Consider the following 25,854-nt stretch of genomic DNA (forward strand, 5'->3'; position numbering starts at 1 on the left):
GGCACTTTCGGCATGAACTTGCGGCCCATTGGATCGGGCCCACGCTGAGACCAACCATATGAACGAAGAGCCCCGTACGACGCGTCGATTCGCCGCGATCCCTGCCGCTGACGTGGTGGGATATTAGCGACTGATGGGCCTCGACGAGGAAGGGAGACTCGCCGCGATGAAGGCCCACCGCAAGGAAGTTGTCGATCCGCTGATCGCCCAACATCAAGGTCGCATCTTCAAGACGACGGGCGATGGCCCTCTCATGGAATTCGCGTCGATCGTCGACGCAGTGCGCTGCGCCATCGTCATCCAGCAGGGAATTGAGAGCCGCAATGCGAACGTCGATGAAAGTCGCCGCATCCGCTTTCGCGTCAGTATCAACGTGGGTGACGTGATCGTAGAGGGCGACGACATCTTTGGCGACGGCGTCAACGTTGCGGCGCGACTCGAAGCCCTTGCCGAGCCCGGCCGCATCTGCGTCAGCGCCACCGTTCGCGAGCATGTCGCCGAGAAGCTTCCGATCGGTTTTGCCGATCTGGGCGAACACAGCGTGAAGAACATCGCCCGACCCGTCCATGTCTTTCGCATCGAAACGCGAATCGAGCCCAGGAATGTCGAGTTAATTGGCCGCTAACAAACATTGCTGGCGCTTGCTGATGCTGCGCGTGCGGCGGCCACGCGACTACTCGAAGTGGCGCCGGAGTGGACCATCAGCGGCTTCGTGCGTATGGGATTAATGCGGCCTGAACTGATGGACAAAATCGCCAGCGCGCTCAGCAAGACCGGGCTGCCAGAGTGAACACACTCTACCAGCGACGGCATAGGCGGCGCTCGATCGTGGGTGACTTTCGGCGGCTATGGGCACCAAATCCGGTCATTCCGAGGCTCGCATTCGAATGACCTTTCATGGCGCGATCGAGCCGGCCGGGGCATTGGCTCGGATTATACCGCGATGGAGCGTTCTATTTCTCAAACGGGGTGGAGAGCCGACATCGCACTTATCCCGCGCCCGCAAGGGACAAACTACCCTCCGTAGGGCGGTGCTCCGAATATCCTTCGGATGACCTTGTCCGCGCCTGCATCAAAGCAGCGGCCATGACTGAGCACGATTCGCTGCGGCTGCCATGAGTGGATCCTTCCGATCGCAGCCTTTGCCTTCCGTCGCTGCACGAGTAACGGCAGCCGCATACCGAAGAATATTTGACCGCTAGGATGATACATCCCAGTGAGCTTAGTGGCCGTTCGCCACGGCTCGGAAATCTTGTCCAGTTCGATGTTGATGATAGCGTCGGTGAGTATCAGCGTCCTCGACGCCTTGTGGAAAAAAATGAACTCTTTGAAATAGCCGCCGGGAAAAAGCACTTGATCGATCTCTCGACGCCATTCTTCAGGCGGACTGGCTTCCAGGTCTCTCTTGAAATCGACGGCCACATGCCGTGCCCGTGCCCGTTGGCGCACACGCGGTGACGCCCAGGTGATCGTATCGGGAAACGCCGCCGCCCATTCCCCGATGTGCGCGTAGTGGAATTGGTTGGGCGATACGAGATGGCGAACCCTCCCCACACCTTGCAGTTCCTCGGCCAGCCTCGCGTCGAACTTGATCGGCGAATGAAGGAAGAGGTCACCGCTTGAAAGGCGAACCACAGTCATTCGTGTCGTGAACGGAAGCGGCAGCTTAAGTCCGCCTACAGTCAAGTATTCCAAGGGACCATCGACGATGCCGATGTCCGGAGCAAGTGGCTTGTAGACGTTTATCGGCTCGTAGAGGGAGGCACCCATGTTGCTGTCAAGATTACCGCATCTTAGCGCAGGCTGGCTACCGGTGCCGACGTCTGGTTCGGGATCGATTTGAGCCGTTGGGCGAACGGCGGCTCTGGAGAATCGCCGGGAAAGTCGGCTCCTGGCGCTTCTTTCTCGTTCCGATCGAGGGAAGCTACGGAAGAAAACCACCTCTCGCGACCTTCCCTTGTCGCGAAGCTCCCGCAGAGCGTCCGAAAACTCGGTTCCGGAAAATTTCGTTAGCAAATGATCCTAAAGACCGGGTTCTAAGATTCCAACTGCGCAAATGTGTAGGCGGCAGGCGAGTTGGCAAAACGAAATTCTAATGCGTGATTTTCATTTTGAGTTTTCGGACAGTGTGTAGAATTTCCGCGACACGACAAAGCGACAAACGACCCCTTGACTTAGAGCGCACTCTAACCCGTAGCTTCCTGTGCGTCGTGACGAAAGAAGGCGTTTATGAAGATTGGCGAACTGGCGAAGCGTTCGGGATTGTCGGCCCACACCATCCGTTACTATGAGCGGATTGGGCTGCTTCCCCATGCCGACAGGGATCAATCGGGTCAACGTGACTACGACGCATCAATCCTGATCTGGATAGAATTTCTCGATCGTCTCAAAACGACCGGGATGCCTATTCGGGGAATGCTGCGCTACGCTGCCTTGCGGGAGCGCGGCGTCGGCACGGAAGCGGAGCGCAGCGCGTTGCTCGAACAGCACCGTGAGCGTGTCCGTGCGCATGTGACCGAACTGCAAGCCTGCCTTCTCGTCCTCGACACTAAGATTGCCGGATATGCCGGCAAGGAACAGAGGATGAAGGACTATGACGCACCAATCCCCGAACGTCGGCGAAAGCCGGCTGGAACGCGGCAAGCGCGCGCTCGCTGAAATCGACGGCGAAGCCGGCCACAATGTCATTGCCGCTCTGGCTGACATTGCCCCCGACTTCGCAAACTATGTGTTCGAGTTTTCGTTTGGCGACATTTACAGCCGCCCCGGCCTCGATCTGCGCGCCCGCGAGATCGCGACCATCGCGGCGCTGACGGCGATGGGAACCGCGACCCCGCAATTGAAGGTCCATATAGAGGCCGGCCTGAATGTCGGGCTGACCAAGGACGAAATCACCGAAACCATCATGCAGATGGCCGTCTATGCCGGCTTTCCCGCGGCACTCAACGGACTGTTCGCGGCCAAGGAAGTCTTCGCCGCCCGGTTTCCCGTCCAGCAGGAGGAAGCGGTATGATGAACCTTCTGCGCTCCTTGACTGCGGCCGGCGCTCTCGCCCTCACCACGATTCCCGGCTCCCCGATTACGGCTCCGACCGCCGCATACGCGAATCCGGCCATACCTGAAAAGCTTTGGGACGGATTCAGCGCTCCGACCGGAATAGCCGTCCATTCTGATGGCGCGGTCCATGTATCGAATTGGGGTGCGGGAGCGGTCTATCGAACATCCGTTCCCCGATAGACGGTATCGGACACGGTTGTCGCAAAAATCCCGGATTAAAGCGACAGTTTTGCCTCTGATTTTTGCACCGTCCCACAATAGGCAGTTTCGCGACCCCCGCAACCATGGCGGTTGCTGCGGCGTATTTCTGACCCAGCCTATGGGGCTATCCGCTTGCCCGAATTCTGAGCCAGAGCGCATTGAGGTATGCCCGATTGAGCTAGGACAAGAAGGCATGACGGTACGCATCGCCAGGATTTATCTGCGGGTCGGTTCCCAGGAACAGGATCTTCAGCGACAGGAGTTGATCATCGACGACGCCAGGACGGCCGGGTATTGCATCGCCGGCGTCTATCGCGAAAAAGCCTCTGGTGCTCGGGCCGATCGGCCGGAGCTGTTGCGGCTGATCGCGGACCTTCAGCCGGGCGAAGTCGTGATCGCGGAAAAGATCGATCGCATTAGCCGTCTGCCATTGCCGGAAGTCGAAAAGCTCGTTGCAACGATCCGCGGAAAAGGACGCACGGCTTGCCGTGCGCGGCATTGTCGATCTAAGCGAGATCGCGGCCGACGCACAAGGCGTAGCAAAGATTGTGCTTGGTCGTTGATCTGGAGGTGCCGCCATCGTTTCATCTGTGCGAGGTTCTAGGCTCTTCACCGGAAGAGATCATTGCCCCGGTCGCTCCCTATTTGTGGGGCGGCTCTAAACAGACCGCGGCGATGCGCCCGCATCGTCACTAACCCCACCCAAGTCCGATGTGCGCATTGTCCGAGCATAGACGATGTCGGCAAGGTTCCTCTCGACGCACTGCTTGAAATCATCGCTTCCGACATCGAGAAGGGCCAGTTTGCCGGATGTAACCTATTTCGCATTTCCGGTACACGTGAAGGGATATCAACAACTTGCGACCATGTCCTCGCGCATGGAAGGAGTTGACTGCACATTTTCGTGAGACGTCTTCCAATGGCGACCGCTCCGTGCCAGTGTAATGACATGAGGTTCGTGAAGGTCATCCATCGACTGCTATTCGTAACCGCCATGCTCGGGATCGTCGTCGGTCCCATGAGCATCGGTGCGGCTGATAGCGTCATGGCGTCTTCCGGATCTGTTGCAATGAACGAGATGTCCGGCATGGACATGTCTGGGGATATGCCTTGCTGCCCCGATGAGATGCCGACCAAGCCCGACTGCGGAAGCAAGTCTTGTCCTCTGGCTCTGGTGTGCACGACGGTGATAGTCGGCGGCCAGGTGGCTAACCCGCACTCCTGGTCGTTGAATCTAGGTTGGGTCGCCCATCGGTTCCTGGTTCCGCTTTATGCGGAGCTTGCCTCCTCACTGGTCGATCCGCCAGTGCGCCCCCCAAGAGTCTGATCCCACGTCATTGAACACGTCATCGATTCGGCACGGTCGCAGTCTGCGACTGCGCGGTGCGAATGGCGATCCATATTGACTGATGACGAGGTCGCAGACCCGTCCGGGTGAGACATTGAACCATGGAAAAGACCACCTTCAACGCGAGGACCACGCTCCTCGCTGGCGCAGTGCTGTTTAGCACCGCCACCGCTTCCTTGTCCGGAGCGCAGGACTACGAATTTCAGGCCGTGAACACCGACATCAAGCAGGGGCCAGGCTCGACAGTGTCGGTGCGGCTCGTCGATAAGCGCACGGGCAAGGCAGTCCCCGACGCTGTCATTTTCACAACGCGGATGGACATGGCTCCCGATGGGATGGAGATGATGACCACCACCGTGGAACCGTCAGCAGCCACCGAGCCGGGCGTCTACGACTTCACGACGAACCTTTCCATGCAAGGCGGCTGGCGTTTCCAGGTTGCCGCCAAGGTCCAGGGCGAGCCTGAGACCGTCAAGGGCGAAGTCGTCCTCAAGGCAGTCCCGTGAACACCTCGCGCATCATTGCCACGCTCTCCCTCGCCGCGATCGTCGGCGGGGGAGGCTATTGGGCCGGGAAAAACGATGTTGGCGCTCTCTTGCCGCGGTTCGTTGAAGACACCTGGATGGCCGCCGAGGCGGAACCGCGGCGTGAGGGAACGGGTGCGGTGATCTACTACCGCCACCCGGACGGGCTGGCCGAATACTCCGCCAAGCCGAAGAAAGCCGATGACGGGCGGCCGTTCACGCCCGTCCGGGCGAGCGAGGACATCAGCCTCAGCGCGACCGGAGCCGTCGCGCCCGCACCCGTCACGGCGTCCGTCACCCCCCAACGGAAGGTCCTGTACTACCGCAATCCCATGGGCCTTCCCGACACCTCGAAGGTGCCGAAGAAAGATTCGATGGGGATGGACTACTTGCCCGTCTATGACGGCGAGGTCAGCGACAGTTCCACAGTCAAGGTTCCGCTCGGCAAGCTGCAGCGCACGGGCGTGAAGACTGCGCTCGCCGAAAGGACGACCGTCAGCCGGAAAATCCGGGTGCCCGGAACCGTCACCCTCGACGAGCGCATGGTCAGCATCATCTCGATGCGGGCGGACGCCTTTGTCGAGGATGTCGCTAACGTCACCACGGGCGACCGGATCACCAAGGGCGAGAACCTCTTCCACTTCTATTCGAAGGAGATCGCGACCGCTGGAGCGGAATACGCGACCGAGATGCGCAACGGCGGAAAACCAGGCCCCGATACTGGGTCGGCGCTCCGCCTCAAGAACCTCGGCGTGCCGACGGCGACGATCACCAGCATCGCGGCCGAGCGGAAAGTGCCCCAGAGCATCGCCTACACATCGCCCCGCGACGGCGTCGTGCTGGAGCGCATGGCGGTGAGCGGCATGATGGCAGAAGCGGGCGACATTCTATTCAGGATCGCCGACGTCTCGAAGGTCTGGGTGATCGCCGACGTGCCCGAGTACGAGCTGGGCTCCGTCCGCAAGGGTGCGGTCGTCTCCGTGATCGCTCGCAATCTGCCCGGCACAACGTTCAAGGGAACGGTTGATCTGATCTATCCTGAGGTCCAGATGCAGACGCGGACGACGAAGGTCCGCATCGAACTTCCGAATCCGGACGGTCAACTGATGTCCAACATGTATGCCGAGGTTGAGATCGAGGCCGGAGCCGGGAGCCCGGTCGTCGCCGTTCCCAACAGTTCGGTCATCGATACCGGCGACCGCCAGATCGTCTTTCTCGATAAGGGCGAGGGCAGGTTCGAATCGATGGATGTCTCCCTCGGTGTGCGTGGCGAGGACATGACCGAAATCACCAAAGGCATCGCCACGGGAGACCGCGTGGTTGTTTCTGCCAACTTCCTCCTCGATGCCGAAAGCAATCTGAATGCCGCGTTGAGCGCCCTCACGTCCGACGAGGTGAAACCATGATCGCGCATGTCATCTCGTGGTCCGCCCGCAATCTCCTGTTGGTCTTTTTCGGCGCGGTGCTGTCCATCGCGAGCGGCGTCTATGCGCTGCGCACCTTGCCGCTCGATGCCATTCCCGATCTGTCCGATGTCCAGGTGATCGTCTTCACCGACTATCCGGGACAGGCTCCGCAGGTCGTCGAGGACCAGGTCACCTATCCGCTGACGACCTCGATGCTGACCGTGCCGAAGTCGAAGGTGGTGCGCGGCTTCTCGTTCTTCGGCGTGTCGTTCGTCTACGTGATCTTCGAGGACGGGACCGATCCCTACTGGGCACGCAGCCGCGTGCTCGAATATCTGAATGCCGCCGCAAGCCGGCTGCCTGACGGGGTGTCGCCGAGCCTCGGCCCGGATGCGACCGGTGTTGGCTGGGTCTACCAGTACGCGGTCGTCGCAAAGGAACTGTCGCTGGCCGAACTTCGGTCGCTTCAGGACTGGGTGGTGCGCTTCGCCGTTTCCAGGTCCGAGGGCGTGGCCGAGGTGGCCAGCGTCGGCGGCTTCGTCAAGCAGTACTCCATCGTCGTCGATCCGGCCCGCCTGAAGGCGCAGAACGTATCGCTGTCGGACATTTCCGACGCCGTCCGCACCAGCAACCGCGACGTCGGCGGCCGTACCGTGGAAATCTCCGAGTTCGAGTTCATGGTGCGCGGCAAGGGCTACCTGCAGGGCATCAAGGACATCGAGAACATCGCCCTGAAGACGAACGCGGGCATTCCGCTGCGTCTGTCCGACGTGGCGAGGGTCGAGCTGGTCCCGGACGAGCGTCGCGGCATCACCGAGCTGAACGGCGAGGGCGAGGTCGCCAGCGGCATCGTCCTTCAACGCGTTGGAGCCAATGCTCTGACCGTCATTGAGAACGCCAAGGAGAGCCTTGCGGCGATCCAGAGCAGCCTGCCTGCCGGAACTGAAATACTTCCCGTCTATGACCGTTCGAAACTCATCGAAGCGGCTATCGAGACCTTGAAGGGCACGTTGGTCGAGGAATCGATCGTCGTCGCTTTGGTGACCATCGCCTTCCTCCTGCATGTGCGTAGCGCGCTGGTGGCCATCATCATGCTACCGATCGGCATCCTGATCGCCTTCGTGGCGATGCGGGCGCTGGGTCTCGGCTCGAACATCATGAGCCTGGGCGGCATCGCCATCGCCATCGGTGCGATGATCGACGCCGCCATCGTCATGATCGAGAACGCGCACAAGCATCTGGAGCGCGCGCCGCCGGACAAGCCGAGAGCGGAAGTCCTGATCGACGCTGCAAGCGAGGTCGGCCCAGCGCTGTTCTTCAGCCTGCTGATCATCACGGTGTCGTTCCTGCCGATCTTCACGCTGGAATCGCAGGAAGGCCGCCTGTTTGGACCGCTGGCCTTCACCAAGACATTCGCAATGGCCGCCGCCGCGCTGCTGTCGATTACATTGGTGCCGGCACTGATGATCCTGTTCGTCCGGGGCCGCATCGTCCCGGAACACAAGAACCCGCTCAACCGACTGCTGATCTGGATCTACCGTCCGGTCATCGCGGGCGTCCTGAGGGCCAAGACCCTGACGATCCTCGCGGCCGTCGCGGTTCTCGCCATTACCGCCTGGCCCGTCCAGCACATCGGCAGCGAGTTTATGCCCAATCTCGACGAGGGCACGCTGATGTACATGCCGACGACGCTTCCAGGCTTGTCGGTGACCAAGGCGGCCGAACTGATGCAGACGCAGGACCGCATCATCAAATCGTTCCCGGAAGTGGAGACGGTGTTCGGCAAGGCGGGCAGGGCGCTGACCGCAACCGATCCGGCTCCGACGGAAATGTTCGAGACGATCATCACCTTGAAACCCAAGTCCGAATGGCGGCCGGGCGTCACGTCCGATAGCCTGAAGCAGGAGATGGACGCCGCGCTTCAGTTCCCCGGCGTCTCCAATGCCTGGACAATGCCGATCCGTGCCCGCATCGATATGCTTTCGACCGGGATCAGGACGCCTGTCGGGGTGAAGGTCTACGGCACGGACCTAAAGGAAATGGAGACAGTCGCCCGTAACATCGAGAACGTCCTCAAGGCCGTACCCGGAACGTCGAGCGCCTATGCCGAGCGGGTCATCGGCGGATACTACCTCGACATCATCCCCGACCGCATTGCTCTGGGGCGCTACGGTCTTTCGATCGACGACGTCCAGGACGTCATCGGGATGGCCCTGGGGTCCGAGGTCGTGACATCAACGGTCGAGGGCCGGGAGCGGTACGGCGTCGCCATCCGTTACCCGAGGGCGTTTCGAAGCGATCCGCAGTCCATTGCACGGGATGTCCAGGTATCGTTGCCTGGCGGCGGAACGGTGCCTCTCGGCGAGGTCGCGGAGGTCAAGCTCACCCGCGGGGCGACGACCATCCGCACGGAGAACGGCCAGCTTGCCGTCTATATCTTCGTCGACATCGCCAACCGCGATCTCGGCGGTTACGTAGCGGAAGCCCAGGCCGCCGTGGCGGCAAGCGTCGAGATGCCTCCGGGCTATTCCGTCGCCTGGAGCGGCCAGTTCGAATATCTCGAACGGGCGAAGGCACGCCTGATGATCGTCGTTCCGCTGACGCTCGCGCTCATATTCCTGCTGCTCTTCCTGAACTTCAAGGCGTTGACCGAGACGCTGATCGTCATGCTGTCCCTGCCGTTCGCCCTGGTTGGCGGCATCTGGATGATGTGTTGGCTCGGCTTCAACGCATCGGTTGCCGTCGCCGTCGGTTTCATCGCGCTCGCAGGCGTCGCGGCGGAGACCGGGGTCATCATGCTGATCTACCTCGATCAGGCTCTGAGAGACGAGAAGTCGAAATGCGCGGCCGAGGGCCGATCGTTCGGACAAAAGGACCTCAACAGGGCGATTATGGTCGGCGCTGTCGAACGGGTCCGGCCGAAGATGATGACTGTCGTGGCGATCATGGCGGGCCTGGTGCCGATCCTCTGGAGCACGGGTGCCGGCTCGGAAATCATGCAGCGCATCGCCGTGCCGATGATCGGCGGGATGATCTCGTCGACCATCCTCACGCTTGTGGTGATCCCCGCGATCTACGGGCTGGTCAAGGGCTGGCGGCTGGCGGCAAGTTCGGACGTCCAGTTGGCCAACGTGGAGCAAGAGCCGGCAGCCATGAAGGAGGCGGCAGAATGACAGGAGCATGCCATGATGAACGACATGATGGGCAGCGGGATGATGTGGGGCATGGGGCTCGCGGGTCTTATCGGGATCGTTCTCGTGATCGCGGCTCTCGTCAAATATCTGTTCTTCCGTTGAAGCTGAAGCGCGCTGCCGGCTAAGCGAGCGCCCGATGTAAACCCCAGGGCCGGGGCGATTTTGCACGAGAGCTCCCGGCCCTGGTCGCTAGGTGGCCTATGCCGCTGGTATCAGGCCGGTACCAGCGAGATAATGCGCATGATGCTGGGTTTGTCGTTTTTGTTGGTGTCAGTTTCTACGTTTCCGACCGGGCAAAAATAGATATCACCGGGCTGTAACGTGAAAGGTTCCTTCCCTGCGATTTCCGCATAAAGCGGTGCTCCCTGTATTTCGCAGATATCGACCGTTTTCGATGTTTCAGGGCCGAACTTTGATCCGGGCTGGAAGGTGATTTCCATGAGCAGCGCTTTCGAGAAGCCGGGAACCGGCCCCACAGGCGCTACCTCTTTGAACGTCTTCAATGTTACCCCTGGAGCAAGTTCTTCGACCTTCGCTTCGTTCGCCGACGCGGACGAAGCGCCTCCGAAAAGCGCCGCAGCGCCCGCCGCACCGAAGATCAACACCGAACGCCGATCAAATTCAGACTTTGCTTGAAAATTTTCCATGCTCTCCTCCCGTTTCTTTTGGGAACCGAACGCACAAGAATAGCACTTAACAGCGCAATCCTCCATCGGCTCTAGGCAAGGCTGACCAGCCAGGCTGTGGGCGTTCGCGCGCGGATAGACGCCGCTATCGCTTGTTTTTGGCGCAGTTCGGAGTAATCCTTTGTTGCATGAGACACTGGTCGGCTCGACAGCTTGTTATTTTATTCCTCGCGGTTTTCATTGCCGCAGGGATGAGCCTTTCGGTTGCTCGGGCAAGCGGCATGACGGCCAGGATGGCGACGATGTCCGAGATGGACATGCCGGATCATGGTGGCTGTCAGGACTGCCCCGACCAGCCCGGTGACAACGGCATGAAGGCGATGGCCTGCGGAAGTGTCTGCGCCGCCCCGGTTCTTGCGACGCTGCCCGCTGCTGCGGTGCCCGTGTTGGTCGACGAGATGGCCGCTTTCATTGTAACGGGCGATCCGCTCCTGCACGGCAGGGCCTTGCCCCCCGATCCCTATCCGCCACGAACCTCCGACATCCGCTGATGCCTCGGCTGTCGCGTCAAGCGACCGGGCCGGGCAAGCGAAACGTATGCGCTGTTCTGCGCCGAGCGGCCGACACGGTGAGAGAAATCCCCATAGGCCGATGCGTTCCATCATCCACGATGATTGGAAGGATCGAATGTGAATACCGAATTCAATGGCCTTGTTTCGCGTCGGGACTTGCTCCGCACTGGCGCTGGACTCCTGTTGGCGACTGCATTGCCGCCACTGCCAGCACGCGCGGCTGGGTCCAGCGAGTATCGGATCGTCGCCGTCCCAGCCCGTGCGCGCCTTGCTGGCGACAGTCGCCCGGAAACGGATGTCTGGGCCTATGACGGGATCATACCGGGCTCGCTCGTGCGCCTGCGCCAAGGCGAGCCTGCCCATCTCGTCGTCGACAATCGGCTCGCGCAGGACACCACCGTTCATTGGCATGGCATCAGGCTGCCCAATGCGATGGACGGTGTGCCCGGCCTGACGCAGCCGCCGATCAGACCTGGCGAGAGCTTCGTCTATGAGTTCACCCCGCCCGATGCCGGGACCTTCTGGTACCACCCGCACGCCAACAGCCTGGAGCAACTCGGACGCGGTCTTTCCGGAGCCGTGATCGTCGAGGAGCGCGAAGTCGTCCAGGTCGATCGTGATCTTCTCTGGTTTCTGACCGATTGGCGACTGACCGAGGAAGGTGGGATCGCCTCCGGCTTCGGCAACCGTATGGAGGCGGCGATGTCCGGCCGCGTCGGCAATACGGTCACGCTGAACGGCCAAGTCTCGGAAGACGAACCGGTCCGGGCCGGAGAACGCATCCGCCTGCGCCTCGTCAATGGCTCGCTCGCCCGTATTATGGCGTTGCGCTTTGAGGGGCACAGGCCCTCGATCGTCGCGATCGACGGTCAGCCCTGCGATCCGCATGTGCCCGAGCGCCACCACATCCTGCTCGGTCCCGCCATGCGCGTCGATGTCATGATCGACATGCAGGGCGAACCGGGTCGGCGCTACGGCGTCATCGACGATTTCTATGACGGCCTGTCCTATCTGGTGACGCAGCTCGCCTACGACGGCAGTCCGCCAGTCCGCGAGCACCCTCTCGACGCCTCGCTTGACCTGCCGCGCAATCCTTTGCCGGAACCCGACCTTGCCGCGATCGAGCGTCACGACCTGACCCTCCAGGGCGGCATGATGAGCGGCATGGGTGGCATGCAGGGCGGGGGGATGATGCATGGAATGATGGGCATGGTCGGCAGTCCGACATGGGCGATCAACGGCATGTCGATGTCAGGCGACGGCCATGCCGGAATGGAGCCTGCCCTGACATTCCAACGCGGCCGCAGCGTCATCCTCACGCTGCGCAACGAAACCGCCTGGTGGCATCCGATGCATTTCCATGGGCACAGCTTGGCGGTGCTGAGCCGCAACGGCAAACCCGTCCCGCATCGCCAGTGGCAGGACACCGTGCTGATGGCACCGAAGGACGTCGTCGAGGTCGCTTTCGTCGCCGACAATCCCGGCGACTGGATGCTGCATTGCCATGTCATGGATCACCAGATGGCAGGTCTGATGACCGTGCTGCGCGTTGCTTGAAACCAGCACTTATTTATCCAAGGAGAAACCGAAATGAACCGTACAATCCGCTTCGCCAGCCTCACCGCTCTCATCGCCTTCGCGACACCGGCGATTGCCGAGCCGCTTCAGGCGACCCTCTACAAGAACCCGCAGTGCGGCTGCTGCGAGGGCTATGCCGCCTACCTTCGCGACAACGGTTTTGAGGTCGACGTCAAGCCTACCAACGACCTCCTCGAGATCAGCCACAAGGCGGGCGTGCCGGAAGGGATGGAAGGCTGCCACACGATGTTCATCGACGGCTACGTCATCGACGGACACGTGCCCGTCAACGTCGTCCGCAAGCTCCTCAGCGAGAAGCCCGCGATCGCCGGCATCACCCTGCCGGGAATGCCGATGGGATCGCCTGGCATGACCGGCACCAAGACTGAAAAATTCGTGATCTACACCGTGCCAAAGGACGGCAAGGTACAGGAGGTTTACGCGACGGAATGACCAGGATGACTCGCACTGTCTCAGTCGACAGATCAGGCGCGTCCGCCTCGCGCCGCTGGATAATACTTCTGCTGGTGGTCATCGGCTTCGCGGGGCTTGGGGGCATATTCATGCTCCGCTCCCCCGTCGCCCCGTCGCTTGAGGGCATTCCAAGAGGGTTCGTACTGAAGGAAGTCCCGAGGCCAGTGCCAGATGTCCAGTTCACAGATGGCGAAGGGCGTCCGCGCGCGCTCGCGGATTTCCGCGGCAAAGTCGTCTTGCTCAACATGTGGGCAACCTGGTGCCTGCCATGCCGCAAGGAGATGCCCACCCTCGATCGGCTTCAGGCGGCGCTGGGCGGCGGCGGCTTTGAGGTCGTCGCCCTCTCGGTTGACCGCCAGGGAGCGGAGGCAGTGAAGGCGTTCTACTCGGAGATCGGGGTGCGGAACCTCGCCGTCCACGTCGACGCCAGCGGTCAAGCGCTCTCCGCCCTTGCGGCGGTCGGATTGCCTACGACAATCCTGATCGACGCCGAGGGGCGCGAACTCGGCCGCCTGATGGGTCCCGCCGAATGGGACGCGAAGGACATGGTCGCGTTCCTCAAGCCGATCGTCGAAAGGGAGGCGGGACGCGGGGCCGTCCCCGAGAAAAAGGAAGGTACGCTATGATCGACTTTGCTTCCGGACGCTTCACAGTTTCCCTGGCGCGGGTCCTTCACTTGGTAGCGCTGGCGATTGCCACGATGATCGCGTTGATCGCCCCCGCCTCGGCACACTCGCTCGAGGAGGTCGACCAGGGCCTCCGTGACAAGGAGAAATATTTCCAGGCCATCGACAGCGAAGCGCCGGGGTTCTCGTTGCTGGACGCGGACGGGCATGCCGTCAGCCTTTCCGATCTCCGCGGCAAGGTTGTTGTCCTGAATTTCGTCTACACCAACTGTCCGGACGTCTGCCCGCTTCACGCGGAACGGATCGCCGAGATTCAGAAGATGGTCAACCAGACGCCGATGAAGGAGATGGTCGAGTTCGTCACCATCACCACGGACCCGAAGCGCGACAACGGCCCGGTCCTCAGCGACTATGGCGAGGCGCATGGACTCGATCCCGTAAACTGGGTTTTCCTGACGTCTGCGCCGGACAGGCCCGAGGACACGACCCGCAAGCTCGCCGAGGCCTACGGACTCAAATTTACGGAAGGCGAGGACGGCATGCAAATGCACGGGATCGTCACCCACGTGATCGACCAGGACGGCCGTCTTCGCGCCCGGTTTCACGGGCTGAAGTTCGAGCCGGTCAACTTTGTCGTCTTCATCAATGCGCTGACAAACCGGACCCAAAAACCGCATCCGCATCCGCAGCCCGGCTTTTGGGACAAGCTCAAAGGATCGCTTCCATGGTAGCAGACGCGCCGAAAGAATTGGCATCCGGCTCGCCCGAGCCGAACGCCAACACTGGGAAGCAGTCACGGGGCCTGAAAGCCTTGGTGTTCACCTCATTTGCCCTGGCCGGGCTGTCGGTCGTGTTCTCCGCTCTGGCGCTGCTGTTCGCGGCCGGCATTCTTCCACCGCTTCGCGGTACTGACGATCTCGAGCATCGACTACGGGCCTATCTGCTCGACAACCCCGGGGTGATCGTCGAATCCGTCAACGGCATGGAACTCCGTCGGCAGGCTGCGGTCGAGAGCGAAGTGACTGCCGTCCTCTCGGAACGGCGCGATGAAATCTTCAACGATCCCGATTCTCCGCTCGGGGCCAATCCCCAGGGCGACGCCATTCTCGTGGAGTTCTTCGATTACAACTGCCCGTACTGCCGTCAGGCGACGCCGATGCTCGATAGACTCGAGCAGGAGGACAAGGGACTGCGCCTCGTTTTCAAGGAATTTCCGATCCTCGGTCCAGGCTCGGTCTTTGCCGCCCGAGCTGCGCTCGCAAGCCAGAAACAGGGCAAATACCTCGCCTTCCACAAGGCGATGATGGCCTACCAGGGCCGCATAACGGAAACCTCCAGCCTCGAAGTCGCAGCCGATGTTGGTCTCGATGTCGAGAAATTGAAACAAGACATGAAGGACCCGGCACTTGACGAAACCATCAGGCGCAACATCGCGCTCGCACAGGTGTTGCGCATCTCGGGTACTCCGAGCTTCGTCGCGGGTCGGGAGATCGTGCAAGGTCTGACCGACGCGGGCGGGATGAAGCGGCTGATCGCATCGGCACGGGGGAGCTAGGCACCGATGTCGGCGAGGACGGTTCTCTTCTCAGTACTGGGAACTGCCGTGGTGGGCTTGGGGCTCGTAGGGGCATGGCCCTGGCTGGCCGCTCAGACTTCGAACGGCGATGCGTCGGCCACGCTGGGGAAGACGCTCTATGCGAAGCATTGCGCCACCTGTCACGGAGCGAACCTCGAAGGCCAGCGGGACTGGAAACGCCCGCTGCCCTCCGGACGCATGCCCGCGCCGCCGCACGATGCGTCCGGCCACACCTGGCATCATGCGGACGGCGTGCTCTTCCGCATTACCAGGGAAGGACCGGCAGCAGTTGTCGGCGGGGTTACCGAAGCGATATGCCGGCCTTCGGGAATATCATGAGCGACAAAGAAATCCGCGCAGTGCTCGCCTTCATCAAAAGCACTTGGCCAGTGCAGGAGCGCGAGTATCAGGCGGAGATCAGCCGTCGTGAACGGGAACCAACTCTGTGACAGAGGGCGCGCGCCACTCGGATCATCGTTACTTCGGCTGATCGATGGTCTGTCCTTTGGTCAAGATTCTCTGCCCAATCCACGTTTCTGGCAGGAACTTCAGTGCTTCGGGTCCGTTGAAAACGACCACTTGAGGATATGCCCCTTCAGTCCCTAGCTTGACCCTATTGGTCTCGCCCGGCGGTTTAGAAAAACGGGTACGTACCTCACGTCAAGTGCCACATTTTCATCTTGTACCCCTATGACTTTAGACTAAAGTCGCATGTGCCGGAGGCCGCAGGGAGGCGGCTTCTCACAAAAAAGATGTCAATTCCTGGGAGGAAAATGATGCAGAATTCCGATATCGCAATACCACCAAAAGACCTCAATATGCTCCAGTCAGTTCTTGACGCTTGGTGCACACAGCAGCGCATTCCGCGCAAGGAAGCGACTGCAGAAGCGAAGATATTGATCAACGAGTACAAGCGCGGCACGCGCTCGCAGATCAAACTTATCGATGCACTTATAAACAGCACCACGCACTAGCGGGCTCCACCGCCGCTTATCGTCGAGAACCCGGCCTGATCAGCCGGGTTTTTCACGCCGAAATAACACGCGATGACAAATCGCGTAGTAAACAGTATGAAGTCCCGATTGCACACGAGATACATAATAAAATCAATTGCTTAGATGGGGTATTCGGCTCGGCACCTCATCTTTTGGCGGTTTGAAACTGTGGCAGGGGTGCTGCGCTTCGAGTGATGATAAAACGTGGTCCGTACAAAACAGCCACAAGCATCAGAAAGGAAGCGCAGCGTGAACCACTATGTTGGATTAGACGTCTCCGTGAAAGAGACTTCCGTGTGCATCGTTGATGAAGCGGGAACGATTTGCAAAGAGGTAAAAGTCACCAGCCACCCTGATGATCTCATCGCGGTTCTCAGCAATTCTGGTTGGCGTCTGGTGCGTATTGGCCTTGAAGCGGGGCCATTGTCGCAATGGCTATTCGAAGGTCTTGCCAACGCCGGGCTACCGGCTGTTTGCATCGAAACTCGACACACCAAAGCCTTCCTCAAGGCGACAGTGAATAAAACCGATCGTAATGATGCCCGGGGTATTGCCCAAATGATGCGGGTTAACCTGTTTCGTCCTGTGCATGTCAAAACGGTGTCGAGCCAGCAACGACGCGCCTTACTCACTGCTCGTAAGCTAATATCCAATAAGGCAAGAGACATCGAGAATGACATCCGCGGGTTACTGCGTAACTTCGGTCTCAAGGTTGGCGTCATCGGGCGAATTGGTTTTGCAGCTCGGATACGGGAACTTCTTGAAGGTGTGCCCGATCTGCAGCACATCATTGAACCGTTGCTGGAGGCAAGACAGCAACTTTGGGAGACCTTTACAACTCTGCACCGAAGACTGCTATCGATCGTTCGAGACGATGCGACCTGCCGACGTTTGATGACCATTCCAGGCGTTGGGCCGGTGGTGGCTTTGGGCTTTGTCAGCACGATCGACATACCTGGCCGCTTCAAAAACTCCAAAGCGGTTGGTCCTGCGCTGGGGCTAACCCCGGTTTTGAATCAATCGGGCGAGAGTAGCCGTGTCGGCCGTGTCTCTCTGTGTGGTGACGAAATGATGAGAACGCTGCTTTATGAGGCGGCCCAAGTCATGCTGACTGTGGTCAGAAAATGGTCCTGGCTAAAAGCATGGGCAATGAATATCGCTAAACGCCGTGGCCACCAGAAAGCGATCGTGGCGCTGGCACGGCGGCTTGCGGTGATAATGCATCGCATGTGGAGCGATGGCACAGAGTTCCACTGGTCAAAAAACGGCGGACTGGCAAAGGCCTGAGACTTTTTACAGCAAGACAAAAGGTTCCACTGACTGGTGGAAAAATGTCCTTCGCGGGACGATGAAGGAAGTGAGTCCGCTATGGAACTTGTGCCGATTGGATCAATCCGACCAGGACGCCACTTAGATTGTTCCACTTCTTTCAACTGACCCCATAATGGGAGGGGCGAGACCCGATCCCGAAGAGAAGCAAGGCCCCGTGAACGACGTCAGATGCCGGTGTAAATGGAAGCTCGACAGCGCTTGACTTCAACACGCCGAATAGAGAAGTTCCATAATAAAGCTTATGCCACATACTTTTGTAGGGGGGTGGGTTCAAGGATGAAGTGCGACTTGCAATAGATAACAATGGCTTATCAGTTGCAAGGAACGGCCCATGAAGCGCACCTACTCCCAGATCGATATGGATGAACGCCGCAAGATCGCTCGTTGGCGAATGGCCGGCATCGGTGTCGAGGTGATTGCCGAGAAACTCGGACGGCATCGCTCGACGATTTTCCGCGAGCTCAGACGCAATACGTTCGAGGATCAGCAGATGCCGGACCTCAACGGCTACTACTGCGTGACGGCCAATGCGATGGCACGTGAGCGACGTGCCAAGCTGCGCAAACTTGCCCGGTTCTCGCATCTGCGCCAGTCGGTGATCGAGCGCATCCTGCATGGCTGGTCGCCGCAGCAGATTGCCGGCCGGATGCGGCTGGAGCGGCATCCGATCTGCGTCAGTCATGAGACGATCTACAAGTTCGCCTATTCAGCGGACGGCCATGCGATCAAGCTGTGGCGACATCTGCCGGAACATCGTGCCAGACGCCGGCCGCGGCATGCCAGGCGCCGTCATGGCCGGCGTTTTAGCCCGGAGGTCAACATTCTGTATCGCCCCGACGTGGTCGCTGAACGCAAGCAGTTCGGGCATTGGGAATGCGATCTGATTCAGTTCCGAAAGAAGTTCGGAAAGGCCAACGTGACATCACTGGTCGAACGGGTCAGCCGGTTCGCCGTCTTCCTGCGCAACAACGACCGCCAATCGAGACCGGTGATGGACGGCCTGATCCAGGTGCTCCAATCCCTGCCCCACCTCGCCCGTCGCTCGATCACCTTCGATCGTGGCACGGAGTTCACCGACTGGCCTTACCTGCAGGCCAGCATCGGAGCGCAGACATGGTTTTGCGATCCGCAATCCCCGTGGCAAAAGGGCACCGTCGAGAACACCAACGGACGGGCGAGGAAATGGCTTTCGAGAGAGGTCGATCCACTGTCTCTCAGCGACCGCGATCTCACCGAGATCTGCAATCATCTGAACGCAACGCCGCGCAAATGCCTCGGTTACAAAACACCCGCCGAAGTCTTCCGCCAGAAATTGCTCGCCCAGATCCGGCGTACCGGCTAGCCTCCATCAGCCCGCAAGTCGCGGTTCGCCTTGAACTCACGGGGCTATTTAGTAATGCGACAGTTGGGCCAGTTAGAGATGCGACAGTCGTCGCCTCTTGGGATACTGGTCAAATGTCAAGGTTTGGAAGGAAGACTGGCGACGTGAAGCGTGGTTGGGACCATGAGCGTTCGGAGTCGTCATGTCTTGTTTGATCACTATGTCGCAGAAATCACCGAGAACAAGCGGCTCGGCGATGTCCTGACCTATATCAAGGAGCGTCAGGATAAGCAGACGAAGCCGGACGTGAAGACCAACACCGAGAAGATTGGCTACAATTGACCGCCCCCTCGAACGCTTCAGGCCGATCCGCGCTAACCGCTTCAATCCAAACAACTTCAAATTCCCTTAGCGGGTATTATTGTAGAAATGCCCCCGGAGCCCCTACAGTGCCGTGAAGCCGTGCGGCTGGTGCGGGATTGCCCGAGCTACCCGCAATCGACGCAAGTACGTGGGAAGGCACTCTTTTATGCAAGCTGACAGAATGCGCCCCCAGACCTCATTCCTCCCGCATTGCACGGGCGATCTGATCAGCAAGCGGCTTGACGAGATAGGACAGCGCCGTGCGTTCACCGGTCTGAATGAACACCTCCACTGGCATACCGGCGTGGCGAAGCCACGTGAATAACTGCGACGGATCAATTCCGATGCGACGCGCCACCGCCGATATGTTCGTGCCCGGCTGCATCGCTTCGACCACCGCTTGCGCCTTGAATTCGTCGATCATGCGACGAGGATCGAGGTTTCACGTCGCAGCGGCCTGAGATCGGAGCTGTCGGTCGGGGTCCAGATGTAGTCACCGGTGAGGCTGATATGCTGCCATCCGAGCGGAGCGATATGTTTGATCACCTCTGGCGGCGTTGCGATCCCGTTGCGGTTGAGATCAGCAAATACCGGTTCGAGGTAAAGCGTGTTCCAGTAGACGATGACGTTGATGAGCAGGTTCAGCCCCGAGGCACGATAGAACTGGCTCTCGAATGTCCTGTCTCGCAGCTCGCCGAGGCGATTGAAGAATAGTGCGCGTGCGAGTGTATTCTGTGCCTCGCTCTTGTTGAGGCCGGCAGTCGCATTCCGGCGCATTTCGGCACTCTGCCACCACTGCGGTAGGAAGATCGAGCGGTTGATGCGGCCGATATCGCGCAGTGCTAGAGCCAGTCCATTTTGTCGCGGAAATGCGGATAGTTTCGCCAGCAGGGTCGATGGCCGGACCTGGCCGGAGCGGATTGTCGTCACAAGACGAAGGATATCGTTCCAATTGGCCTTGATCCGCTCAACATTAATAGGATCGCTGACGAGCGGCATGATGCTTTCGGGAGGTGCGTCGCCCGGAAAGAGATAGAGGCGCCGATCCTTTAAGCCACGCAGCCGGGGAACCAGCTGGAAACCGAGGAGATGGCAAAGCGCAAAGCTCATGTCGCTGACACCGCCGGTATCGACATAATGGGTTTCGATGGAGAGATCGCTGCCATGATAAAGAAGCCCGTCGAGTACGTGAATGGCCTCGCTCGCGTTGGCGTTCATAGCGATGATATGAAAAGCGCCATACTGGTCGGAGGTGAACCGATAGAATTTTGCGCCGGGGTTGGGGCCGTAGCGCGCATTGAGGTCGCCGATTGCCTCGCCGTGGCCGCCGGCCTGGAAATACTGACCGTCTGAAGCCGACGTGGTTCCATCACCCCACATCGACGAAAGAGGCAAGTTTCGCTGGGCGTTGATAAGAGTTGCGTGCGCGGCCTTGTAGCCTTCTTCACGGACGTGCCAATCGTGGGCCCATGCCAACTGCCGCATCGTAAGGCCCGGAGAGACGTCGGCCATTCTGGTCAGGCCGAGATTGATACCGTCAGCCAAAATAGCGGTGAGCAGCGCGAGCTTGTTGTCGGCCGTTCGGCCGGTACGCAGATGGGTAAAGGCGTTCGAAAAGCCCGTACGCGCATCAACCTCAAGGATCATGTCCGTGATCCTGATCGGCGGCAAACGCGTCTCTACCTTCGGCTTCAGCGATCTGGCGATATCGGGGAATGTCGCTTTGTGTGGTGTAATGTTGAAGCCAGCTTCCGTCAGCTCGACATCGTCGAGCTCGCCTGTTTCGGCGAGCCGGGCGAGGTCGCACAACCCACTATTCAAGGTCTTCCGCTGTAGCTGGAGATAGGCTTCGACATCCGTATCGACAGCGACCGGGAGCGGCCCTTCCTCGCGCATCAGTTCAAAGGTCGGCGTTGGAATGAGAAAGCTCTCGAACGACTGGAAGCGTTTCGATCCCTCGACCCAGACATCCCCGGCATCGAGCCGGCGCTTCAATTCGCTGAAGACGCAGAATTCGTAGGCCCTGCGATTGATCCTACCATCTTCCAGAACAAGAGAGAGCCAGCCTTTCGGCGCAAAGGAGGTCGGCGCTCTGTCCGGGACGTTTCGTTTCCCGGATCGATATAAATCGGCGATCGTCGTAAGGGCGCGCAACAGGTTCGCTGCCACGGCGTGACCGCGGAACACGAAGGTCGACAGAAACTCCGGTGCCATTTTCCGGATGGTCGCATAGCGCTGAAGCAGATCGGCTTTGCCATCGACGACTTCCGGCGCAATCAGGGTATCGACAGCCTGGACGCTGCTGACAAACTCGGGCCAGTGTACGGCACGTGCAATCGCCAGACCGATATCCTCGCCTTTCTCTCTGGCATCGATCAGGGCATGGCAAACCTGCGAGACATCTTTCAACGGCTTTTGAAGCTCCCGAACGGACCGGGTGATCCTCTTGGCCGCCTGGTTGTCGGCGCGTCGGGTCAGCGCACCGATCAGCTTCTTGAACATGTCCACGGCACAGTCGGTCAGATTACGGGACAGATGCAATGCCGTGGTGGCCAGCACGGCATGCCGCCGCTCGGGGTTGAGATCGCGAAGATGCTGGGCACTCATCCTCAACCCTTCCGACGCCAGCTCGTCGAAAAGCTTTGCCGGGACGCGCTCGGCCAGTTCCACGGGCAGGGCCAGGGACCGCAGCAATTTAACCCGTTCGGCTATTCTGTCGAGATTGATCGCAGTCGGAGACAATGCCGGTGCTCGCGCCCACGCCAGAGACGTCACGCCCGTGCCATCACGAATATCAAGAAGTCCGTCAAGATTGGACTTCTGATCTGGCGAGAGGCCATTGGCGAGCGCCCTGTGGGCAATACGAACGCCGCGCCTGATCGCGACGTGAATGATGGTTTCCAAGGCGGCGCGTGTCGGGAAAAGTATGTGTCGCCGCCGTAACTCCTCCAGCACCATGTCTGCAAGGGTGTCGGCACGCCGCAAGGTCTGCGCAGCCGGCGTGAGCCAGCCGGTGAGCGGCCGGATGTCTGCTGGAGAGAACGGCCGTACCTTCGTCCGATTGAAAAGCATGGCCAAATGCTCGCGCCGTGTCTGAGGCCGCTCATAATATTTGTGAATCTCCTGGGGTTCTACGCCGATCTGCCGGGCCAAGTATTGCAGCACGCCCGATGGAGGGATTTCGTTATCGGCGAGCGCGCGTCCAGGATGACGGAGGATCGCCAGAACGCTGGCGAGACCCAATCGGTTCGCCGGGCGATTTTGCCGCAAGATCAGATCGATGTCCGCCTGGTCAAAGGTGTAGTGTTTGACGATATCCCGTTCGTCATCCGGGATAGCCGTTGCTCGGTTCCACCATGCTTCGCTCAGAAGGGTTCGTCGCGCCATTCATTAATCCTGCCATTGTGCCGCAAAGACCGCACCGAACCGTAAAAGGGCTGTCCGGCAAACGGTCGTTTCGCGGCATCCCCAGATTTTGTCCGTAAACCTTGCTCTTTGACGGCAAATCGGACATTGTCCGAATTCAACGGGAAAACGGACAAATCGAGTCTCATGACCTCTATCGGCTATGCAAGGGTCTCCACCGGTGATCAGGATACCGCGCTGCAACTGGACGCCTTGCGGAAAGCAGGATGCGAGAAGGTGTTCGAAGATCGGGCATCGGGCGTGAGGACCGATCGACCCGGTCTGGCGGAAGCCATCCGATACGTCCGGCAAGGCGACACCCTCACGGTATGGAAGCTCGATCGTCTCGGCCGATCGATGAAGCACCTCATCGAGATCATCACTAATCTGGAAACCAAGGGTGTCGGGTTCCGATCTATCACGGAAAACATCGATACGATGACCTCCGGAGGTCGGCTGGTGTTCCATCTGTTTGGAGCGCTAGCGCAGTTCGAGCGCGATCTGATCCGGGAAAGAACCCGCGCTGGCCTACAGGCCGCAGAGGAACGCGGTCGTCACGGCGGCCGGCAAGCCGTCGTCACGCCTGAAAAGTTGGCCAAAGCGCGGCAACACTTAGCGGCAGGCTTGAACGTTCGGGAAGCCGCCGCCCGTGTGAAAATCGGGAAAACCGCGCTCTACGAAGCTCTCAAGGCTGATAAGCAAACGCCAGCGGTTCCCACCGGACGGATACGACGACTCAGCGCCTGATAGCAGTTTGAATGTAAGCGGCTAGCCACGCCGCTACGTGGGGCTAGCCGCTTACGTTTCATGAACTCCAGCTATCCTACTGGCCGGGAAGGCACTCCTCCCCTTGGCTTCTGCTAAGTCCACGGGGTTCCGAAGATCGTCAGGCCACCATAAAGCTGAAGTCGTCCGCATGGAGATCGGTTTTCACGATGTTCTTGAGGGTGATGGTATTGTTGGCGTCAAAGGTAATGACCGTATTCGCGCCGACCTGGCTTGCCGCGTCGTAAACCGACGCAAAGTCGGCAAAGATGTTTGAATCCAGCCGGATTACATCCGCGAATCCAGCACCGACCGTGAAGTCGTTTATGGTATCCTTACCGAAGCCCGATTGGAAAATGAAGAGATCGTTCCCGGCGCCGCCAGCGAGGGTGTCGTTGCCCGCCAAGCCTAAAATGGTGTCGTCCCAGGTCGAGCCCGTAATCGTGTCATTTCCAGAGGTTCCGCGATACCAGCCCGCTTTGTTTATCTGAGCGAGATTCCAATTTGTGCCGTCCGCGAACTCAAACTTTTCCATCCCCCAATTCGCGGTGGCCGAGTAAAATTGCTCGTCAAGGGTAATCACGTGGCCAGTGGAGTTGACAAGAATTTTCATATGATTGCCTGACCTACTGATGGTCAAATCACTGGCGTTTAGGTCGGAAAACCGTAGGACGTCGACGTCGACAACAGATCCGGATTCATCGTTGATGTAGTCGCTCCCATCACCGAACCTGTAAATGTAGGTGTCACTTCCTGGCCCGCTGTTGAAGCGGTCGTCACCCAGCCCAGCATTAAATATGTCATTCGCTGCAGTGCCAGAGATTGTGTCGTTTCCGGAAGTGCCAGAGATTCCCGCGAGACCGATCAACGCGCCATCGAGCGACCAATCATCCCCACCCAACACAGTTCCATCATCGAATATAATCTTTTCTACGCCATCTTCCTGATCGAACTGGTTATCCAGTATGATCGTGGAACCGGTCGCCTTTATGCGAAGGACGATGTCTGTGAGGTCGGCTGCGGGTCTCTCGAAGACGACATCAGCTTGGTTTAAGCCAACGAGACGTAACACATCTCTATCGGTGCCAGTCGCCGCCTCATCGATGACATCATTTCCGTCCCCCAATGAATAGACATAGGTGTCGCTTCCCGAGAGGCCAGATAGTGTGTCGTTGCCTATACCTGCGCGGATTTCATCGGCCCCAGAAGCTCCCATGATCGTATCGTTGCCAGATGTTCCGCCTACATAGGCAATGTGGGTGAGCATCTGCGCCCTTATCCAGGTCGTTCCGTCGGCGAAAACAATTTTATCGATGCCGCGATCGTAGGAGCTGTCGAGGGTCGCCTTGATGAGGATGGAGCCGGCGTCTCCGGCCCCCGGCGAACTTTCGGCAATGACGACGGTGAGGTCGTTGCCGTTGCGCACCAGGGTGACGTCGGCCGGGTTGACATCGGCCAGCAGCAGCCGGTCGTTGGCACCGTTGTTGGATTCCTCGGTGATGGTGTCGTTGCCCTCACCGCGGGCATAGACATAGGTGTCGTCGCCCGCTGCGCCGTTGATGACGTCGTTGCCAAGACCGCCGGTGATCGTTTCGGCGACGTTGAAGCCGGCGATAATATCGTTGCCGACGGTCGAAGCCTGATCCAGCAGCATTAGCCGGAGATCAGCCCTTGTCCATGTGGTGCCGTCGGCGAAGACGATCTTGTCGATGCCGCGATCGTAGGAGCTGTCGAGGGTCGCCTTGATGAGGATGGAGCCGGCGTCTCCGGCCCCCGGCGAACTTTCGGCGATAACGACGGTGAGATCGTTGCCGTTGCGCACCAGGGTGACGTCGGCCGGGTTGACATCGGTCAGCAGCAGCCGGTCGTTGACACCGTTGTTGGCTTCCTCGATGATGGTGTCGTTGCCGTCGCCACGGGCATAGCGGAACGTGTCGTCGCCGGAGAAGCCGTTGAGGGTCTCGTTGGCTGCGGTGCTGGTGAGCAGCATGTCGCGTAGCTGCGCCCTTGTCCAGGTCGTTCCGTCGGCGAAAACGATCTTATCGATACCGCGATCGTAGGAGCTGTCGAGGGTCGCCTTGATGAGGATGGAGCCGGCGTCTCCGGCCCCCGGCGAACTTTCGGCAATGACGACGGTGAGGTCGTTGCCGTTGCGCACCAGGGTGACGTCGGCCGGGTTGACATCGGCCAGCAGCAGCCGGTCGTTGGCACCGTTGTTGGATTCCTCGGTGATGGTGTCGTTGCCCTCACCGCGGGCATAGACATAGGTGTCGTCGCCCGCTGCGCCGTTGATGACGTCGTTGCCAAGACCGCCGGTGATCGTTTCGGCGACGTTGAAGCCGGCGATAATATCGTTGCCGACGGTCGAAGCCTGATCCAGCAGCATTAGCCGGAGATCAGCCCTTGTCCATGTGGTGCCGTCGGCGAAGACGATCTTGTCGATGCCGCGATCGTAGGAGCTGTCGAGGGTCGCCTTGATGAGGATGGAGCC

At 59.7% G+C, this 25,854-nt stretch carries 23 protein-coding genes and 2 pseudogenes; 19 read left to right on the forward strand and 6 right to left on the reverse strand.

The window, feature by feature from the left end:
- The first annotated feature begins 166 nt into the window (after positions 1-166).
- Positions 167-625 carry an adenylate/guanylate cyclase domain-containing protein gene (locus ACSQ2W_RS25610; RefSeq protein WP_436088909.1) on the forward strand — a complete coding sequence of 153 codons (459 nt, stop codon included), beginning with the start codon at positions 167-169 and terminating at the stop codon, positions 623-625.
- Positions 626-1,014: 389 nt separating this feature from the next.
- On the opposite strand, the gene ACSQ2W_RS25615 is transcribed toward ACSQ2W_RS25610, so the two are convergent.
- Entirely contained in the window at positions 1,015-1,770 is a 756-nt protein-coding gene (locus tag ACSQ2W_RS25615) for a DUF4336 domain-containing protein (RefSeq protein ID WP_436088910.1), read from the reverse strand.
- A 459-nt stretch (positions 1,771-2,229) separates the two neighbouring features.
- Here ACSQ2W_RS25615 and ACSQ2W_RS25620 point away from each other — a divergent pair, with 459 nt between their 5' ends.
- The 6 genes from ACSQ2W_RS25620 (at position 2,230) to ACSQ2W_RS25645 (ending at position 9,709) form a co-directional block, all read left to right on the forward strand.
- Positions 2,230-2,658, forward strand: a complete 429-nt coding sequence (locus ACSQ2W_RS25620) for a MerR family transcriptional regulator (protein WP_436088911.1) — start codon at positions 2,230-2,232, stop codon at positions 2,656-2,658.
- Positions 2,594-3,013, forward strand: coding sequence for a carboxymuconolactone decarboxylase family protein (locus tag ACSQ2W_RS25625; protein ID WP_436088912.1), 420 nt, complete (start codon positions 2,594-2,596; stop codon positions 3,011-3,013). The genes ACSQ2W_RS25620 and ACSQ2W_RS25625 overlap by 65 nt, the downstream gene beginning before the upstream one ends.
- A 438-nt stretch (positions 3,014-3,451) precedes the next feature.
- On the forward strand, positions 3,452-3,862 hold the full coding sequence (locus tag ACSQ2W_RS25630; protein WP_436088913.1) for a recombinase family protein: 411 nt from the start codon (positions 3,452-3,454) through the stop codon (positions 3,860-3,862).
- An 845-nt stretch (positions 3,863-4,707) separates the two neighbouring features.
- Positions 4,708-5,112, forward strand: coding sequence for a FixH family protein (locus tag ACSQ2W_RS25635; RefSeq protein ID WP_436088914.1), 405 nt, complete (start codon positions 4,708-4,710; stop codon positions 5,110-5,112).
- Positions 5,109-6,536 (forward strand): efflux RND transporter periplasmic adaptor subunit, encoded by a 1,428-nt coding sequence (locus tag ACSQ2W_RS25640; RefSeq protein WP_436088915.1) that lies wholly within the window; start codon positions 5,109-5,111, stop codon positions 6,534-6,536. The genes ACSQ2W_RS25635 and ACSQ2W_RS25640 overlap by 4 nt, the downstream gene beginning before the upstream one ends.
- Positions 6,533-9,709 carry an efflux RND transporter permease subunit gene (locus ACSQ2W_RS25645; protein WP_436088916.1) on the forward strand — a complete coding sequence of 1,059 codons (3,177 nt, stop codon included), beginning with the start codon at positions 6,533-6,535 and terminating at the stop codon, positions 9,707-9,709. The genes ACSQ2W_RS25640 and ACSQ2W_RS25645 overlap by 4 nt, the downstream gene beginning before the upstream one ends.
- Before the next feature lie 233 nt (positions 9,710-9,942).
- Here the strand turns inward: ACSQ2W_RS25645 and ACSQ2W_RS25650 are convergent, their stop codons facing one another.
- Positions 9,943-10,377, reverse strand: coding sequence for a hypothetical protein (locus ACSQ2W_RS25650; RefSeq protein ID WP_436088917.1), 435 nt, complete (start codon positions 10,375-10,377; stop codon positions 9,943-9,945).
- 260 nt (positions 10,378-10,637) lie between these two features.
- Here ACSQ2W_RS25650 and ACSQ2W_RS25655 point away from each other — a divergent pair, with 260 nt between their 5' ends.
- The 11 genes from ACSQ2W_RS25655 (at position 10,638) to ACSQ2W_RS25705 (ending at position 19,172) form a co-directional block, all read left to right on the forward strand.
- Entirely contained in the window at positions 10,638-10,907 is a 270-nt protein-coding gene (locus ACSQ2W_RS25655) for a hypothetical protein (RefSeq protein ID WP_436088918.1), read from the forward strand.
- A 138-nt stretch (positions 10,908-11,045) separates the two neighbouring features.
- The gene (locus tag ACSQ2W_RS25660) at positions 11,046-12,485 is read left to right on the forward strand and encodes a multicopper oxidase family protein (RefSeq protein WP_436088919.1); all 1,440 of its coding nucleotides are present in this window, start codon (positions 11,046-11,048) and stop codon (positions 12,483-12,485) included.
- Between the two features lie 33 nt (positions 12,486-12,518).
- Complete coding sequence (locus ACSQ2W_RS25665; protein WP_436088920.1) at positions 12,519-12,959, forward strand: DUF411 domain-containing protein; 441 nt, start codon at positions 12,519-12,521, stop codon at positions 12,957-12,959.
- Between the two features lie 5 nt (positions 12,960-12,964).
- Complete coding sequence (locus ACSQ2W_RS25670) at positions 12,965-13,606, forward strand: TlpA family protein disulfide reductase (protein WP_436088921.1); 642 nt, start codon at positions 12,965-12,967, stop codon at positions 13,604-13,606.
- Entirely contained in the window at positions 13,603-14,337 is a 735-nt protein-coding gene (locus tag ACSQ2W_RS25675; protein ID WP_436088922.1) for an SCO family protein, read from the forward strand. Before ACSQ2W_RS25670 ends, ACSQ2W_RS25675 begins: the two co-directional genes overlap by 4 nt.
- Positions 14,331-15,161 carry a DsbA family protein gene (locus ACSQ2W_RS25680; protein ID WP_436088923.1) on the forward strand — a complete coding sequence of 277 codons (831 nt, stop codon included), beginning with the start codon at positions 14,331-14,333 and terminating at the stop codon, positions 15,159-15,161. Before ACSQ2W_RS25675 ends, ACSQ2W_RS25680 begins: the two co-directional genes overlap by 7 nt.
- A 6-nt stretch (positions 15,162-15,167) precedes the next feature.
- Complete coding sequence (locus ACSQ2W_RS25685) at positions 15,168-15,521, forward strand: c-type cytochrome (protein ID WP_436088924.1); 354 nt, start codon at positions 15,168-15,170, stop codon at positions 15,519-15,521.
- Between the two features lie 437 nt (positions 15,522-15,958).
- Positions 15,959-16,156, forward strand: a complete 198-nt coding sequence (locus tag ACSQ2W_RS25690) for a hypothetical protein (RefSeq protein WP_436088925.1) — start codon at positions 15,959-15,961, stop codon at positions 16,154-16,156.
- A gap of 270 nt (positions 16,157-16,426) precedes the next feature.
- On the forward strand, positions 16,427-17,464 hold the full coding sequence (locus ACSQ2W_RS25695; RefSeq protein ID WP_436088926.1) for an IS110 family transposase: 1,038 nt from the start codon (positions 16,427-16,429) through the stop codon (positions 17,462-17,464).
- 376 nt (positions 17,465-17,840) lie between these two features.
- A complete protein-coding gene (locus ACSQ2W_RS25700) occupies positions 17,841-18,851 on the forward strand; it encodes an IS30 family transposase (RefSeq protein WP_436088927.1) in 1,011 nt (336 codons plus the stop codon).
- Positions 18,852-19,013: 162 nt separating this feature from the next.
- Positions 19,014-19,172 (forward strand): hypothetical protein, encoded by a 159-nt coding sequence (locus tag ACSQ2W_RS25705; protein WP_436089011.1) that lies wholly within the window; start codon positions 19,014-19,016, stop codon positions 19,170-19,172.
- Positions 19,173-19,389: 217 nt separating this feature from the next.
- On the opposite strand, the pseudogene ACSQ2W_RS25710 reads toward ACSQ2W_RS25705, so the two are convergent.
- From ACSQ2W_RS25710 to ACSQ2W_RS25720, 3 genes and pseudogenes are all read right to left on the reverse strand, one after another.
- Positions 19,390-19,494: pseudogene (locus tag ACSQ2W_RS25710) on the reverse strand (HlyD family type I secretion periplasmic adaptor subunit); the annotation flags it as partial.
- Between the two features lie 42 nt (positions 19,495-19,536).
- Positions 19,537-19,617: pseudogene (locus ACSQ2W_RS25715) on the reverse strand (transposase); the annotation flags it as partial.
- A complete protein-coding gene (locus ACSQ2W_RS25720; RefSeq protein ID WP_436088928.1) occupies positions 19,614-22,580 on the reverse strand; it encodes a Tn3 family transposase in 2,967 nt (988 codons plus the stop codon). The pseudogene ACSQ2W_RS25715 and the gene ACSQ2W_RS25720, both read right to left, overlap by 4 nt.
- A gap of 165 nt (positions 22,581-22,745) precedes the next feature.
- Here ACSQ2W_RS25720 and ACSQ2W_RS25725 point away from each other — a divergent pair, with 165 nt between their 5' ends.
- Positions 22,746-23,345, forward strand: a complete 600-nt coding sequence (locus ACSQ2W_RS25725; protein WP_436089005.1) for a recombinase family protein — start codon at positions 22,746-22,748, stop codon at positions 23,343-23,345.
- A gap of 139 nt (positions 23,346-23,484) precedes the next feature.
- On the opposite strand, the gene ACSQ2W_RS25730 is transcribed toward ACSQ2W_RS25725, so the two are convergent.
- Positions 23,485-25,854: calcium-binding protein (locus tag ACSQ2W_RS25730; protein ID WP_436088929.1), on the reverse strand; the 2,370-nt coding region annotated here is incomplete at its 5' end.

Source organism: Pararhizobium sp. LjRoot255, assembly GCF_964252905.1.
Classification (GTDB): domain Bacteria; phylum Pseudomonadota; class Alphaproteobacteria; order Rhizobiales; family Rhizobiaceae; genus Pararhizobium.